Source organism: Pseudomonas sp. NPDC090201, assembly GCF_044746825.1.
Taxonomy (GTDB): domain Bacteria; phylum Pseudomonadota; class Gammaproteobacteria; order Pseudomonadales; family Pseudomonadaceae; genus Aquipseudomonas; species Aquipseudomonas putida_AD.
On sequence record NZ_JBIVCX010000002.1, the window covers coordinates 705,467 to 718,759 of the forward strand.

Consider the following 13,293-nt stretch of genomic DNA (forward strand, 5'->3'; position numbering starts at 1 on the left):
TCAATCCGTACTGAGTGAATGCGCCGATGATAACAGCTCGGCCCAGACGGGCCGAATGACTGTCTTGTATCCGCACGCATCATGAACTCAATCGGTGCACGCAGGCCATGCGACGGCGTGTCGCTCGCCCTGCCGGCCGGATCCCATGTAGGAGCGCGCTTGCCCGCGACCGCATTGTTTCAGGCAACCCTGTATGCACAGATATACCGCAGTCGCGGGCAAGCGCGCTCCTACAGAGAACGGCGATGGCTCAAAGCTGCTGCATCATCTTTCGTACGCCCGCCACATGCCGGCGGCTGACGATCAGCGCATCGCCATTGAGCCCCTTGAGGAACAGCTGAAAATGCCCCAGGGGCGTTCGCTGCAAGCGCTCTATACGGTCGCGGGCCACCAGCGCGTTACGGTGGATGCGCACGAAGCGATCACCGAACTCGTCTTCCAGCGCCTTGAGCGGCTCATCGAGCAACACCTCGCCGTCTTCGTGGCGCAGGGTCACGTACTTGTGGTCAGCGATGAAATAGATCACGTGATCCAGCGGGATCAGCTCGATGCCCTTGCGGGTTCGGGCACTGATGTGGCTGCGCGGGCCGTTGCCGCTTTCGGCAGCGGGACGGGTCATGGCGGCCAGTTGCACGCGGTTGGGGCGCTCGGCCTTTTTCAGGGCTTCGAGCAGGTTTTCAGGGCGCACCGGCTTGACCAGATATCCCACGGCGCTGACCTGGAAAGCCTCCAGGGCAAACTCATCATGGGCGGTACAAAAGACCACTGCCGGAGGGGTGTCGCGTTCGCACAGTTTGGCTGCGACCTGGAGTCCATCCAGGCCCGGCATGCGGATGTCGAGCAACACCACGTCGGGCTTGAGGCTGTCGATCAGCGTCAGGGCTTCTTCGCCATTGGTGGCACTGGGTTCAAGGACCCGATAGCCCTCCAGGTCGCCAACCAGACGGCTCAGGCGATCGCGGGCTAGGGGTTCGTCATCAACGATCAGGACATTCATATTGCTCTGGCTTCCTGCGTGAGTCTCGCACAAGGATAGCGTAGACAGGTGAAGTGACGACCGTCACGGCGTTCCACGCTCAGACTCGCGAGAGGGCCAAAAAGTGCCGTGATTCGGGCGCCGATATTTGCCAAGGCCTGCTGAGTGCCGCTCGAAGCCTGCCTCAGGCTGGCTTCTTCATAGGGATTACTGACACGCAATATGAATACTCCCCGTTCGTAGTTCGCCTCGACCCTGACCACCCCGCCTTCGACGCGGGGCGCGATACCGTAGATCAATGCGTTCTCAAGTAATGGCTGCAAGGTTAGCTGGGGAATCGGCACATCGTCGGGAATTGCACTGACGTCCCAGTCCAACTGTAGACGCTCGCCAAGTCGATATTGCTCAATCGATAGATATCGTTTGGCCAACTCCAGCTCATCTCGCCACGTGGTCAGGCTGCCGGGCTTTCCCAGGCTGGCGCGAAACAGGTCCGACAGATCCAGCACCGCCTGCTCGGCCTTGGGCGGGTCACTGGTGACCAGGCTTGCGATGCTGTTGAGCGTGTTGAACAGAAAGTGAGGCCGGATCCGCGCCTGCAATGACTCGATCCTGGCCCGCAGCTCCGCCTGTTGCTGTTTGCGCCACTGACTCTGCAGATAAAAGTAGCGCAACATCAGCGCAGACATGATGAGTGCAATCAACGAATAACGAAGATAGCGCTCGATGTCCCCGTCTGCGGCACTGGCGCCCTCGATCTGACAATAGTCAGTCACCCCGGTGCACGCCAATGTCACGGCCACCACCAGCAGGCAACCCAGGGCCCCGGCGATGCCAGGCTTCAAACGCGCGAGCCAGGGCCGCAAGCCGCACAGCAACGCCGCCGACAGCAGCACGATCCACTGCACGAACAGCGAAATCAAAGCCAGGCGCACCCAATCGAAGCCCGGATGCATGGGTTCGACCAGCACCAGGACCAGCACCAGCAGTTCGGCCAGCACGACCAGAACCAGCAGCGCCCCGGGCAGGCACAGTTCCGGAAGGAAGAACTCGGTTCCGGCCGCAGCGCTCTGGCCCGGATTGTTGCGCTCGATTTGCATGGGTTCAGTCTCTGCCCTCGCGCCCCTGCGGGCAAGCCGCCCGGCATAAAAAACAGCAATGCTGTTATCATCGCCCGCGCCTTTTGAAAACGGCGACGCGAATTCTCAATCAGCACAGTAACCAGCACAGCAGCGAGCGAATCCATGAGCACCGACAAGACCAACCAGTCCTGGGGCGGCCGCTTCAGTGAACCCGTCGACGCCTTCGTCGCACGCTTCACCGCCTCCGTCACTTTCGACCAGCGCCTCTACCGCCACGACATCATGGGCTCGATCGCCCACGCCACGATGCTGGCCAAGGTCGGGGTACTGACCGATGCCGAACGCGACACCATCATCGACGGCCTGAAGACCATTCAAGGCGAGATCGAAGCCGGTACGTTCGACTGGCGCGTGGACCTGGAAGACGTGCACATGAACATCGAAGCGCGTCTGACTGACCGCATCGGTATCACCGGCAAGAAACTGCACACCGGCCGCAGCCGCAACGACCAGGTCGCCACCGACATCCGCCTGTGGCTGCGTGACGAGATCGACCTGATCCTGGCTGAAATCACTCGCCTGCAAGAAGGCCTGCTGGGCCTGGCCGAGCGTGAAGCCGAAACCATCATGCCGGGCTTCACTCACCTGCAGACCGCACAGCCTGTGACCTTCGGCCACCACATGCTGGCCTGGTTCGAAATGCTCAGCCGCGACCACGAGCGCCTGGTCGATTGCCGCAAGCGCACCAACCGCATGCCACTGGGCAGCGCGGCGCTGGCCGGCACCACCTACCCGATCGATCGCGAACTGACCTGCCAGTTGCTGGGTTTCGAAGCCGTAGGCGGCAACTCGCTGGACAGCGTTTCGGATCGCGACTTCGCCATCGAATTCTGCGCAGCCGCAAGCGTAGCCATGATGCACCTGTCGCGCTTCTCCGAAGAGCTGGTGCTGTGGACCAGCGCGCAGTTCCAGTTCATCGATCTACCTGACCGCTTCTGCACCGGCAGCTCGATCATGCCGCAAAAGAAGAACCCCGACGTGCCTGAGCTGGTGCGTGGCAAGAGCGGCCGTGTGTTCGGCGCGCTGATGGGCCTGCTGACCCTTATGAAGGGCCAGCCGCTGGCCTACAACAAGGACAACCAGGAAGACAAGGAGCCACTGTTCGACGCCGCCGACACCCTGCGTGATTCGCTGCGCGCCTTCGCCGACATGATTCCTGCGATCAAGCCCAAGCACGAAATCATGCGTGAAGCAGCCCTGCGCGGTTTCTCGACGGCGACTGACCTGGCCGACTACCTGGTTCGCCGTGGCCTGCCATTCCGTGACTGCCACGAGATCGTCGGCCATGCCGTGAAATACGGCGTGCAAACCGGCAAGGACCTGGCCGAAATGACACTGGACGAGCTGCGCCAGTTCAGCGACCAGATCGAGCAGGACGTGTTCGCCGTGCTGACCCTGGATGGCTCGGTCAACGCCCGCGACCATATCGGCGGCACCGCCCCGGCTCAGGTCAAGGCGGCCGTGGTGCGTGGCAAGCAATTGCTCGCCACCCGCTAACCCGTAGGAGCGCGCTTGCCCGCGATAGCGGTGTATCAGTCGACAACTTTGTCACAGGCACACCGCAGTCGCGGGCAAGCGCGCTCCTACACGCAGTACCTTTCCGAGGAGTTCGCCATGAGCGACCAGATCGACAACGATGAAGAAGAATTCGCTGGATCGACCCTGATCCAGGCGATCGAAAACCAGATCGAGAGCGACAACCCGCCTGCTGCCAAGGCCACGTTCAACAAGCTGACGCTGGTGGGTTACGAGCGTGACGACATCCTGGAAATGATGGCCCACGTACTGGCGTTCGAAATCGACGACATGCTCGAAGCCGATCGCCCGTTCGACAACGAGTGGTACGAAAAAGCCCTGCGCGCCCTGCCAGAGCTGCCACCGGGCGTGAAGCTCGAAGACGACGAGTAAACGACGAAAATCCCGTAGCAGCGCGGCTTGCCGGCGGGGGCGGTGTGTCAGTTGAACAATGTTTGGCTGACACACCGCTCCCGCCGGCAAGCCGTGCTGCTACGAGAGCAAGACAATGCCCCGCGCCAAAACGTCACCTGACGACCGGCCAGATACTTTCTGCAAAACCCCCAGACGCTTACTACACTCCAGATGCCCCGCTGCCGCTTCGAAAACGGGGTTGTCACGTCTGCGATGCACTCGCCGCGTCATCCATTAGAAAAAGTCTGGAGCCTCTATGTCGTTCACCCCTGAATTGGTTGCCGAACTGGAAATCCTGTCTCTGTTCAATCTGCGCAATACCCAGGAGGGCTTGAAGGTCCATCACGTGGCCGCCCCTGCAGCCATCGCTGCCGCCCAACGACTCTTTGACAAAGGCCTGACCACTCAGGTCGACGGTGGTTATCTCACAAGCCTCGGGCTGGACGCCGCCGAACACGCGCAATCGCTGCTCATTATCCTGTCTGCCGCCCAGGAAGCGGCCTGAGGTCGCCCGCTCGCGAAACCTTTGCTCAGGATGTGTGAAATAAAGGTTTCGCGAACCCTTCATTTATAAGATGCTGCGCCGATAGAATTCTGACGCCAGAAAAAACACTAACAGTCGCGTCAACGACCGTTGCTCGCCCCTGTACCTTCTTCCTGCCGTCCAGTTCGCCACCCCAGCAGTGCCGCTCGCCGGCCTTGAGTCGCGATGACGCGTAGTTTCGAAATCCGCCCCGACCTGGATGAGGGCATCGACCGCAAGGTTCTCAGCCAGTTACGCAACCGCTTCCTGACCCTCAATGAAGGGCGGATCGCGCGTGCCAATGAAGGTCTGTCCACACGTCAGCAATCGGTTCTGGCGCTGCTGCCGCTGTTCTTTCACGTCAATCACCCGCTGCTGCCCGGCTATGTGTCCGGCGCCACGCCTGCGGGGGTTTCAAATTACGAACCCGATGCCCAGGCCCTTGCCGAAGCCCAGCGCCTGACCCGCTCGTTTTCCTACAGACCAAGGCGCGGCAGTGCGCCGCAACCGATCCACGGCATCTTCCTGATGGGCAGCCTGGGCACACTCGCCCAGGCCGATCACAGCGACATGGACGTTTGGATCTGCCACGACACCCTGCTCCCCCCCGAGCAGGTGCAGGAGCTGCGCAAGAAATGCCAGGCGCTGGAAGCCTGGGCAGCGACCATGGGCGCCGAGGTGCATTTTTTCCTGATCGACCCGCAGCGCTTCGTGCTGGGCGAGCGCGACGCACAACTGAGCGGCGAAGACTGCGGGACCACCCAGCACTACCTGCTGTTGGACGAGTTCTACCGCACTGCCATCTGGCTGGCCGGGCGCACGCCAATGTGGTGGCTGGTGCCCGTCTACGAAGAATCCCGCTACGCCGAATACACCCATACGCTGCTGTCCAAGCGCTTCATTCGGGCCGATGAGGCCATCGACCTGGGTAACATGTCCCACATCCCGCCCGGAGAATTCATCGGCGCAGGGTTGTGGCAACTGTTCAAGGGGATCGAATCGCCCTACAAGTCAGTGCTCAAGTTGCTGCTGACCGAGGTCTACGCCAGCGAACATCCGAACGTGCAGTGCCTGAGCATGCGCCTCAAGCAACAGGTGTTCGCCAACCGCACCGACCTCGACGAGCTGGACCCGTACATGATGGTCTACCGCCGGATCGAGGAGTACCTGCTGGGCCGCGGCGAAACCGAGCGGCTGGAGCTGGTGCGGCGCAGCCTGTACCTGAAAGTGAACAAGAAACTCACCGGCCTGCCGCGCCTGCGCACCACCAGTTGGCAGCGCCAGTTGCTCGACAAGCTGGCCAGGGAATGGAAGTGGGACGAACGCCAACTGGCGCTGCTCGACAGCCGCAGCCAGTGGAAGGTGCGCCAGGTCGCCAGCGAGCGCCGGGCGCTGGTCAGCGAGCTGAATTACAGCTACCGCTTCCTGACCCAGTTCGCCCGAAACCAGAACGTCATCAGCTCGATCAACAAACGCGACCTGAGCGTGCTCGGACGCAGGCTTTACGCAGCCTTCGAGCGCAAGGCGGGCAAGGTCGAGTTCGTCAATCCCGGCATCGCCCCGGACCTGGCCGAGGACACCCTGACGCTGGTGCAGTCGCCCAACAAGCTTGAGCCCGGCAAGTACCAGTGGGGCCTCTACAACGGCAATCTCGGCATCCAGGAGTGGGAACATTTCGCGCCGATCAAGCGCAGCCGCGAATTGCTGGAGCTGCTCGCCTGGTGTCATCGCAACAATGTGATCGACAGCAGCACCCGCCTGGCGCTGCACCCCGGCACCAGTGACCTGACCGAATTCGAGCTGTTCAACCTGCAAGGCGCCTTGCAACAGAGCCTGCCGATGCCACTGGGCGTGGTGAGTGAAGAAGCGCTGTTGCGCCCCAGCGTGCCGACGGAAATCCTGTTGCTGGTGAACGTGGGCGTCGATCCGCTCAAGCACCACAAGGACCTGAACATCCTGATGACTACCGAGCGCACGGACTCGCTCAGTTACGCAGGCGTGCGGGAAAACCTGGTGCTGACCTTCGACCAGATCACCCTCAACAGCTGGAACGAGGTGCTGGTCAGCCGCTTCGATGGCCCGTACGCACTGCTCGACTGCCTGACCGAACTGCTCAATCACCTGCCCGATTCGCAGCCCAGACCGGTGATTCGTGTGCGCTGTTTCTGCCACAACCGCGCCCCGGCCATCGCCCAGCGGGTCGAGGAGCTGGTCAATACCGCGCAGTTGCTCTTGGCCAGGCGGCTGAATCATCGTTACCTGATCCAGATCGAGCAGAAGTATCACGTGCTGGAGATGACGCCGGGCCAGGTCACTCACGTGCCGCTCGATAACTTGCCGGCGCTGTACGACTATCTGGGCGAGGAATTGCCCGATTACAGCCCGATCCATCTGGACCCGCAGGCGTTGGATGACAGCGATCTGTCGCTGATCATTCCTCACGGCCAGCCAGAATGTATCCAGGTGTTCTACCGCATCAGCGAGCCCTGGGCCGATCTGTACGTACTCGATGAGCACAATGCGCTGTGGCACCAGCGCCTGCCCTGGCACGACGAGCCCAGCCTGCTGATGCCAATCCAGCGCTTCCTGCAATCGCTGATGTACCGCCGCGGGGCGTTGCTGCCGCTGGACAACCCGATGGATCCGCAGGCGCTGGAAACCCTGTACTACCGCATCACCCCGGACGGGAGCGCCCGCGCGCGGCGTATCGAGCAGCGGCTGGCGCCCGTGACCCGGACCGACAAACCGTTCTACGACGTGCAGGCCATCGTCGAGGAAGCCGCGCCGGGTGAGGTCAACGTCACGCTGTACTGCGATGGCATGGAGTTTTCGGAGCTGGAATTCGGCGAGCAACTGTTCAGCATCGTGGCCCGGCAGATCCTTGACCGGCGCAGCGAGCCACAGCGCTATCGTTGCTACATCACGGACCTTGATCTATCCGGCGTGCTGACGGAAACCCGCGGCCAGACGATCCTGTTCCTGCGCTACAAGGCCGAGCTTGAGAAGTCGCTGAATGATGCGATGGATGAGGCTTGAACTGAAACGATCAAGATATCAGCGAACGCCGAGACCCTGTGGGAGTGAGCTTGCTCACGAAGGCGTCATTTCTAACCATGAAGATGCGATGGATGCACCGGCCTCTTCGTGAGCAAGCTCACTCCCACAGGTGCCAATACATCCATCAGATCATCACTGTGCCCGACGTTGCTCGGCCTGGCGCACGATCTCGCGCCGGCGCTCGTCGGTTGCTGCGCGCCATTCGCGGATGTCTTCGACGTGGCGCAGGCATCCGGTACACACTTTCTGCTCATCGAGCCGGCACACGCTGATGCACGGCGAAGGCACCGCCGGGCTGACGTTGCTGAACAGCGGCTTGGGCGGACGGACGGGGGCGGTGCTGGTGGTCACGATCAGTTGCCGTCGATGGCTTCGAAGTCGATTTCCACGCCGGCCTGCTTCAGCGCCAGGCGGCCGAGCATCTCGCCCAGCAGCTCTTCGGTCTTGTCGCAGACCCAACGCTTTTCCTCGGCGTCGTAGTCGAAGTGAAAACCGCCTGCGACAGCGGCCAGCCAAAGCTGACGCAGCGGTTCCTGGCGGCTGAAGATGAATTGAGTGCCGTTCTCGAATTTCACGGTCAGCACGCCGGCCGAACTCTCAAGGTCCAGGTCCAGGTCGCTCTCGTCGAAAATATCTTCGAGCTTTTCTTGGGTCGCATCGACCAGGTCGTGAAAACGGGCTTCGGTCAAACTCATTGCAGGAACCTCGAAAGTGTCTACTGATGGCGCAGCGACGCAAGATACGGTCGCTTACAGCCAATTGCAAAGCATACCCGCCCTTCGGCGACTTGCCGCGCCAAAAAACGCACGTTCATCGGCAGGCACACCGGCGGTTGCGTCAAAGCCCCGCCGGACGGGAACCCTGGCGCATAGGCAATCTGTCGGGTGGTGGGTATACTCGGGCGCAATTAATGCTTATCCAAAGGATTTCGCCATGAAGCGCCTGATTTCCTCACTGGCCGCGCTGCTTGCTGTCGCGTGCCTGGTCTCTGCCTGCGGTCAGAAAGGTCCACTGTATCTGCCAGACGACGAACAGTCCGATGCACCTGGCGCCCAGACCAAATCGCACTCGCACAAGCATTCGACCTACTAGGGATCAGCCATGGAAGCCTTCAACTACCGCGACGGTGAGCTGTTCGCGGAAGGCGTGGCATTGTCTGCCATCGCCGAGCGGTTCGGCACGCCGACCTACGTCTATTCTCGCGCTCACATCGAGGCGCAATACCGCGCCTACGCCGATGCCCTGAGCGGCATGCCGCACCTGGTGTGCTTCGCGGTCAAGGCCAACTCCAACCTGGGCGTGCTCAATGTGCTGGCGCGCCTGGGTGCCGGTTTCGACATCGTTTCCCGTGGCGAACTGGAGCGCGTGCTGGCCGCAGGCGGCCAGGGCGACAAGATCGTGTTCTCCGGCGTCGGCAAGACCCGTGACGACATGCGCCGCGCCCTTGAAGTGGGCGTGCATTGCTTCAACGTCGAATCCACCGACGAACTGGAGCGCCTGCAGGTCGTGGCCGCCGAAATGGGCGTGCGCGCCCCGGTTTCGCTGCGTGTGAACCCCGACGTTGACGCGGGCACCCACCCGTACATTTCCACGGGCCTCAAAGAAAACAAGTTCGGCATCGGCATCGAGCAGGCCGAAGACGTGTACATCCGCGCGGCCCAGTTGCCGAACCTGGAAGTGATCGGCGTCGATTGCCACATCGGTTCGCAACTGACCACCCTGTCGCCTTTCGTCGATGCGCTGGATCGCCTGCTGGACCTGGTCGACCGTCTGAGCGACTGCGGCATCCAGCTGCGTCACCTGGATCTGGGTGGCGGCCTGGGCGTGCGCTACCGCGACGAAGAGCCGCCGCTGGCCGGCGACTACATCAAGGCCGTGCGTGAGCGCCTGGCCGGTCGCGACCTGGCGCTGATGTTCGAGCCGGGTCGTTTTATCGTCGCCAACGCAGGCGTACTGGTGACCCAGGTCGAGTACCTCAAGCACACCGAACACAAGGATTTCGCCATCGTCGATGCGGCCATGAACGACCTGATTCGTCCGGCGCTGTACCAGGCCTGGATGAATGTCACGGCGGTCAAGCCACGCGACGGCGCGACCCGCACCTACGACATCGTTGGCCCGATCTGCGAAACCGGCGACTTCCTGGCCAAGGAGCGCGAACTGGCACTGGCCGAAGGCGATCTGCTGGCTGTGCACTCTGCCGGCGCCTACGGTTTCGTCATGAGCTCCAACTACAACACCCGCGGGCGTGCCGCCGAGGTTCTGGTGGATGGCGATCAGGCGTTCGAAGTGCGTCGTCGTGAAACCGTGACTGAGCTGTTTGCCGGCGAAAGCCTGCTGCCGGAGTAAGCCCATGCTGCTGCGTTTTACCAAGATGCATGGCCTGGGCAACGACTTCATGGTGCTGGACCTCGTGAGCCAGCACGCGCACATCCTGCCCAAGCACGCCAAGCAATGGGGCGATCGACACACCGGTATCGGTTTCGATCAGCTGCTGCTGGTTGAAGCGCCGAGCAATCCGGACGTGGATTTCCGCTACCGGATCTTCAATTCCGACGGCTCTGAAGTCGAGCAGTGCGGCAACGGAGCGCGCTGCTTTGCGCGCTTCGTGCTGGACAAGCGCCTGACGGCCAAGAAACAGATTCGCGTGGAAACCAAGGGCGGCATCATCGAGCTGGACATCCGCAACGATGGCCAGATCAGCGTCGACATGGGCGCGCCGCGCCTGGTGCCTGCCGACATTCCGTTCGATGCGCCGCAACAGGCCACCAGCTACACGCTGGATGTCGAAGGTGAAAGCGTCGAGCTGGCTGCCGTGTCCATGGGCAATCCCCATGCGGTGCTGCGGGTTTTCGACATCAATAACGCACCGGTTCACAGCCTGGGCCCGAAAATCGAGAACCACCCCCGCTTTCCGGCGCGGGTGAACGTCGGTTTCCTGCACGTCGTGGATCGTCAGCGCGCACAATTGCGTGTCTGGGAGCGTGGCGCCGGGGAAACCCAGGCCTGCGGTACCGGCGCATGTGCGGCAGCGGTTGCGGCCATCAGCCAGGGCTGGATGGATTCGCCGCTGCTGATCGATCTGCCTGGCGGACGCCTGTCCATCGAGTGGGGCGGCCCTGGCCAGCCCGTGCTGATGACCGGCCCCGCCGTCAGGGTCTATGAAGGCCAAGTACGTCTATGAGTGAGAGCATGCAATGACCGACCAGCCTCAGACTTCAACCGACCTGCCCAGCGAATCGCCTGCCGATGACGCAGCGCCCGCCCTTGAAGCCGAGGCTGTCGCGAAATGGCTTGCACAACACCCGGACTTTTTCGCCGAACACGATGAGCTGCTGACCAGCATGCGCATCCCCCACCAGCGCGGCGACAGCGTCTCGCTGGTGGAGCGCCAGCTCAAGCTGCTGCGCGAGCGCAACATCGAGATGCGCCATCGCCTGTCGCAACTGATGGACGTGGCCCGGGACAACGACCGCCTGTTCGAAAAGACCCGTCGCCTGATTCTCGCGCTGATGGACGCCACCAGCCTCGAAGAAATCGTCATCGCCGTGGAAGACAGCCTGCGCCAGGACTTTCAGGTGCCTTTCGTCAGCCTGATCCTGTTCAGCGACAACCCCATGACCGTTGGCCGCTGGGTCAGCGCAGCCGAAGCGCAGAAGGCCATTGGCGGGCTGATGTCGGGCGGCAAGACCGTTTGCGGCGCCCTGCGTGAGCACGAACTGGAATTCCTGTTCGGCGCCGACCAGAGCAAGGAAGTGGGCTCGACCGCCATCGTTTCCCTGAGCCACCAGGGCCTGCACGGCGTGCTCGCCATCGGCAGCCGCGATCCGCAGCACTACAAGAGTTCGGTCGGTACCCTGTTCCTGAGCTACATCGCCGACGTGCTGAGCCGCCTGTTGCCGCGCTTCACCAACGCCCTGCGTTCGGTCCGCTAGTCATGGAACGGCAACTGGACGCTTACTGCACGCACCTGCGCAGTGAGCGCCAAGTGTCGGGCCACACGCTGCAGGCCTACCGCCGCGACCTGAGCACGGTGCTGGGCTACTGCGAAAAACAGCAGATCACCAGCTGGCAGGCACTGGACGCCCAGGCCATGCGCGGCCTGGTGGCACGCCTGCATTCACAAGGCCAGTCATCACGCAGCATCGCGAGGCTGCTGTCGGCGGTGCGCGGCTTCTATCACTACCTCAACCGTGAGGGCCTGTGCGATCACGATCCGGCCAATGGCCTCGCGCCGCCCAAGGGCGAGCGGCGACTGCCCCGCACGCTGGACACCGACCGCGCCCTGCAACTGCTTGAAGGCGGTGTCGAGGATGATTTCATCGCCCGCCGCGATCAGGCCATCCTCGAGCTGTTCTATTCTTCAGGCCTGCGGCTGTCCGAGCTGACGGGGCTGAACTGCGAGAATCTGGATCTGGCCGACGGCCTGGTTCAGGTGCTCGGCAAGGGCAGCAAGATGCGCGTCCTGCCCGTGGGTAAAAAGGCTCGGGAGGCGCTGGAACAGTGGCTCAAACAACGCGCACTGGCCAACCCGCAGGACGACGCGGTATTCGTCAGCCAGCAGGGCCGACGCCTGGGCCCGCGCTCGATTCAGCTGCGGGTCAAGGCCGCCGGCGAGCGCGAACTGGGGCAGAACCTGCACCCGCACATGCTGCGGCACTCTTTCGCCAGCCACTTGCTGGAATCGTCCCAGGACCTGCGCGCCGTACAGGAACTGCTCGGCCACGCCGACATCACCACTACGCAGATCTACACCCATCTGGATTTTCAACACCTGGCAACGGTGTATGACAGCGCCCACCCCAGGGCCAAACGCAAGGATTCTTCTGACCATGAGCATTAAGCTGATCACCTTCGACCTGGACGACACCCTGTGGGACACCGCACCGGTGATTGTCAGCGCAGAGGCCATGCTCCGCGATTGGCTGGCCGAGCACGCGCCCAAGCTCGGGCCTGTGCCGGTGGAGCATCTGTGGGAAATCCGCTCGCGGCTGGTCGAAGCCGACCCGAGCTTGAAGCACCGAATCAGTGCACTGCGCCGTCGGGTGTTGTTTCATGCGCTGGAGGATGCCGGTTATCCACAGGCCGAGGCGCAGGACCTGGCGGATCAGAGTTTCGAAGTGTTCCTGCACGGACGGCATCAGCTGGATATCTTCCCTGAAGTAGTGCCGACCCTTGAGATCCTGACCCGCTCCTACACCCTGGGCGTGGTCACCAACGGCAACGCGGACGTGCGCCGCCTGGGGCTTGCAGACTTCTTTGCCTTTGCCTTGTGCGCCGAAGACATAGGCATCGGCAAACCCGACCCCGCGCCGTTCCTCGAGGCCCTCAAACGCGGCAAGGCCCAGGCCTTCGAGGCCGTGCACATCGGCGACCACCCCGGCGACGACATCGCCGGCGCCCAACAGGCCGGCCTGCGCGCGATCTGGTACAACCCGGGGGGAAAGGTGTGGGAAGCCGACAGAAGACCCGATGCAGAAATCGAGAGCCTTACGCAGCTACCTGAGGTGTTGTCGCGTTGGGGTTAGGGGTTGGCTTGATATCGCTACGTTGATGCCCTTCGGGCGCATTCGCGGGCAAGCGCGCCCCTACATTTTTTGCAACGTACCATGGCCTGATGGACCGAGTGGATAGCCTTCGAGGCAGACCGTAAAGATCATATGCCT

14 protein-coding genes are annotated in these 13,293 nt (G+C 62.3%); 10 read left to right on the forward strand and 4 right to left on the reverse strand.

What is annotated here, in order from left to right; genetic code table 11:
• Window positions 1-250 precede the first annotated feature (250 nt).
• Together ACIPOO_RS09360 and ACIPOO_RS09365 are read right to left on the reverse strand one after the other, a co-directional pair.
• Window positions 251-997 carry a LytTR family DNA-binding domain-containing protein gene (locus ACIPOO_RS09360; RefSeq protein WP_274133053.1) on the reverse strand — a complete coding sequence of 249 codons (747 nt, stop codon included), beginning with the start codon at window positions 995-997 and terminating at the stop codon, window positions 251-253.
• Window positions 994-2,076 carry a sensor histidine kinase gene (locus ACIPOO_RS09365; protein ID WP_400606084.1) on the reverse strand — a complete coding sequence of 361 codons (1,083 nt, stop codon included), beginning with the start codon at window positions 2,074-2,076 and terminating at the stop codon, window positions 994-996. Before ACIPOO_RS09365 ends, ACIPOO_RS09360 begins: the two co-directional genes overlap by 4 nt.
• A 144-nt stretch (window positions 2,077-2,220) precedes the next feature.
• On the opposite strand from ACIPOO_RS09365, the gene argH reads away from it, so the two are divergent.
• The 4 genes from argH (at window position 2,221) to ACIPOO_RS09385 (ending at window position 7,606) form a co-directional block, all read left to right on the forward strand.
• Window positions 2,221-3,615, forward strand: a complete 1,395-nt coding sequence (argH, locus tag ACIPOO_RS09370) for an argininosuccinate lyase (protein ID WP_400606086.1) — start codon at window positions 2,221-2,223, stop codon at window positions 3,613-3,615.
• A gap of 117 nt (window positions 3,616-3,732) precedes the next feature.
• Entirely contained in the window at window positions 3,733-4,026 is a 294-nt protein-coding gene (locus ACIPOO_RS09375) for a hypothetical protein (RefSeq protein WP_274133058.1), read from the forward strand.
• A 277-nt stretch (window positions 4,027-4,303) separates the two neighbouring features.
• A complete protein-coding gene (locus ACIPOO_RS09380) occupies window positions 4,304-4,552 on the forward strand; it encodes a TIGR02647 family protein (RefSeq protein WP_274133059.1) in 249 nt (82 codons plus the stop codon).
• Window positions 4,553-4,756: 204 nt separating this feature from the next.
• The gene (locus ACIPOO_RS09385) at window positions 4,757-7,606 is read left to right on the forward strand and encodes a class I adenylate cyclase (RefSeq protein WP_400606090.1); all 2,850 of its coding nucleotides are present in this window, start codon (window positions 4,757-4,759) and stop codon (window positions 7,604-7,606) included.
• 153 nt (window positions 7,607-7,759) lie between these two features.
• Here ACIPOO_RS09385 and ACIPOO_RS09390 read toward each other — a convergent pair whose 3' ends face one another.
• Both ACIPOO_RS09390 and cyaY read right to left on the reverse strand, forming a co-directional pair.
• A complete protein-coding gene (locus tag ACIPOO_RS09390; protein ID WP_400606367.1) occupies window positions 7,760-7,981 on the reverse strand; it encodes a DUF1289 domain-containing protein in 222 nt (73 codons plus the stop codon).
• On the reverse strand, window positions 7,981-8,322 hold the full coding sequence (gene cyaY / locus ACIPOO_RS09395; RefSeq protein WP_274133062.1) for an iron donor protein CyaY: 342 nt from the start codon (window positions 8,320-8,322) through the stop codon (window positions 7,981-7,983). The genes ACIPOO_RS09390 and cyaY overlap by 1 nt, the downstream gene beginning before the upstream one ends.
• A 238-nt stretch (window positions 8,323-8,560) precedes the next feature.
• Here cyaY and ACIPOO_RS09400 point away from each other — a divergent pair, with 238 nt between their 5' ends.
• Genes ACIPOO_RS09400 through ACIPOO_RS09425 form a run of 6 tightly spaced genes read left to right on the forward strand, consistent with a single transcriptional unit; the run spans window position 8,561 to window position 13,155 of the window.
• On the forward strand, window positions 8,561-8,719 hold the full coding sequence (locus ACIPOO_RS09400) for a lipoprotein (protein ID WP_274133063.1): 159 nt from the start codon (window positions 8,561-8,563) through the stop codon (window positions 8,717-8,719).
• Between the two features lie 9 nt (window positions 8,720-8,728).
• Window positions 8,729-9,976, forward strand: coding sequence for a diaminopimelate decarboxylase (lysA, locus tag ACIPOO_RS09405; RefSeq protein ID WP_400606093.1), 1,248 nt, complete (start codon window positions 8,729-8,731; stop codon window positions 9,974-9,976).
• A gap of 4 nt (window positions 9,977-9,980) precedes the next feature.
• Complete coding sequence (dapF, locus tag ACIPOO_RS09410; RefSeq protein WP_274133066.1) at window positions 9,981-10,811, forward strand: diaminopimelate epimerase; 831 nt, start codon at window positions 9,981-9,983, stop codon at window positions 10,809-10,811.
• 13 nt (window positions 10,812-10,824) lie between these two features.
• Entirely contained in the window at window positions 10,825-11,562 is a 738-nt protein-coding gene (locus ACIPOO_RS09415) for a DUF484 family protein (RefSeq protein ID WP_274133067.1), read from the forward strand.
• Window positions 11,563-11,564: 2 nt separating this feature from the next.
• On the forward strand, window positions 11,565-12,470 hold the full coding sequence (xerC, locus tag ACIPOO_RS09420) for a tyrosine recombinase XerC (RefSeq protein WP_400606098.1): 906 nt from the start codon (window positions 11,565-11,567) through the stop codon (window positions 12,468-12,470).
• On the forward strand, window positions 12,460-13,155 hold the full coding sequence (locus ACIPOO_RS09425; protein WP_400606100.1) for an HAD family hydrolase: 696 nt from the start codon (window positions 12,460-12,462) through the stop codon (window positions 13,153-13,155). Before xerC ends, ACIPOO_RS09425 begins: the two co-directional genes overlap by 11 nt.
• Window positions 13,156-13,293: the final 138 nt, after the last annotated feature.

Coding starts and splice junctions, on each gene's coding strand:
- argH (WP_400606086.1), top strand. CDS start 2,221: ATGAGCACCGACAAGACCAACCAGTCCTGGGGCGGCCGCTTCAGTGAA.
- ACIPOO_RS09360 (WP_274133053.1), bottom strand. CDS start 997: ATGAATGTCCTGATCGTTGATGACGAACCCCTAGCCCGCGATCGCCTG.
- dapF (WP_274133066.1), top strand. CDS start 9,981: ATGCTGCTGCGTTTTACCAAGATGCATGGCCTGGGCAACGACTTCATG.
- xerC (WP_400606098.1), top strand. CDS start 11,565: ATGGAACGGCAACTGGACGCTTACTGCACGCACCTGCGCAGTGAGCGC.
- ACIPOO_RS09375 (WP_274133058.1), top strand. CDS start 3,733: ATGAGCGACCAGATCGACAACGATGAAGAAGAATTCGCTGGATCGACC.
- cyaY (WP_274133062.1), bottom strand. CDS start 8,322: ATGAGTTTGACCGAAGCCCGTTTTCACGACCTGGTCGATGCGACCCAA.
- ACIPOO_RS09415 (WP_274133067.1), top strand. CDS start 10,825: ATGACCGACCAGCCTCAGACTTCAACCGACCTGCCCAGCGAATCGCCT.
- ACIPOO_RS09380 (WP_274133059.1), top strand. CDS start 4,304: ATGTCGTTCACCCCTGAATTGGTTGCCGAACTGGAAATCCTGTCTCTG.
- ACIPOO_RS09365 (WP_400606084.1), bottom strand. CDS start 2,076: ATGCAAATCGAGCGCAACAATCCGGGCCAGAGCGCTGCGGCCGGAACC.
- ACIPOO_RS09425 (WP_400606100.1), top strand. CDS start 12,460: ATGAGCATTAAGCTGATCACCTTCGACCTGGACGACACCCTGTGGGAC.
- ACIPOO_RS09385 (WP_400606090.1), top strand. CDS start 4,757: ATGACGCGTAGTTTCGAAATCCGCCCCGACCTGGATGAGGGCATCGAC.
- lysA (WP_400606093.1), top strand. CDS start 8,729: ATGGAAGCCTTCAACTACCGCGACGGTGAGCTGTTCGCGGAAGGCGTG.
- ACIPOO_RS09400 (WP_274133063.1), top strand. CDS start 8,561: ATGAAGCGCCTGATTTCCTCACTGGCCGCGCTGCTTGCTGTCGCGTGC.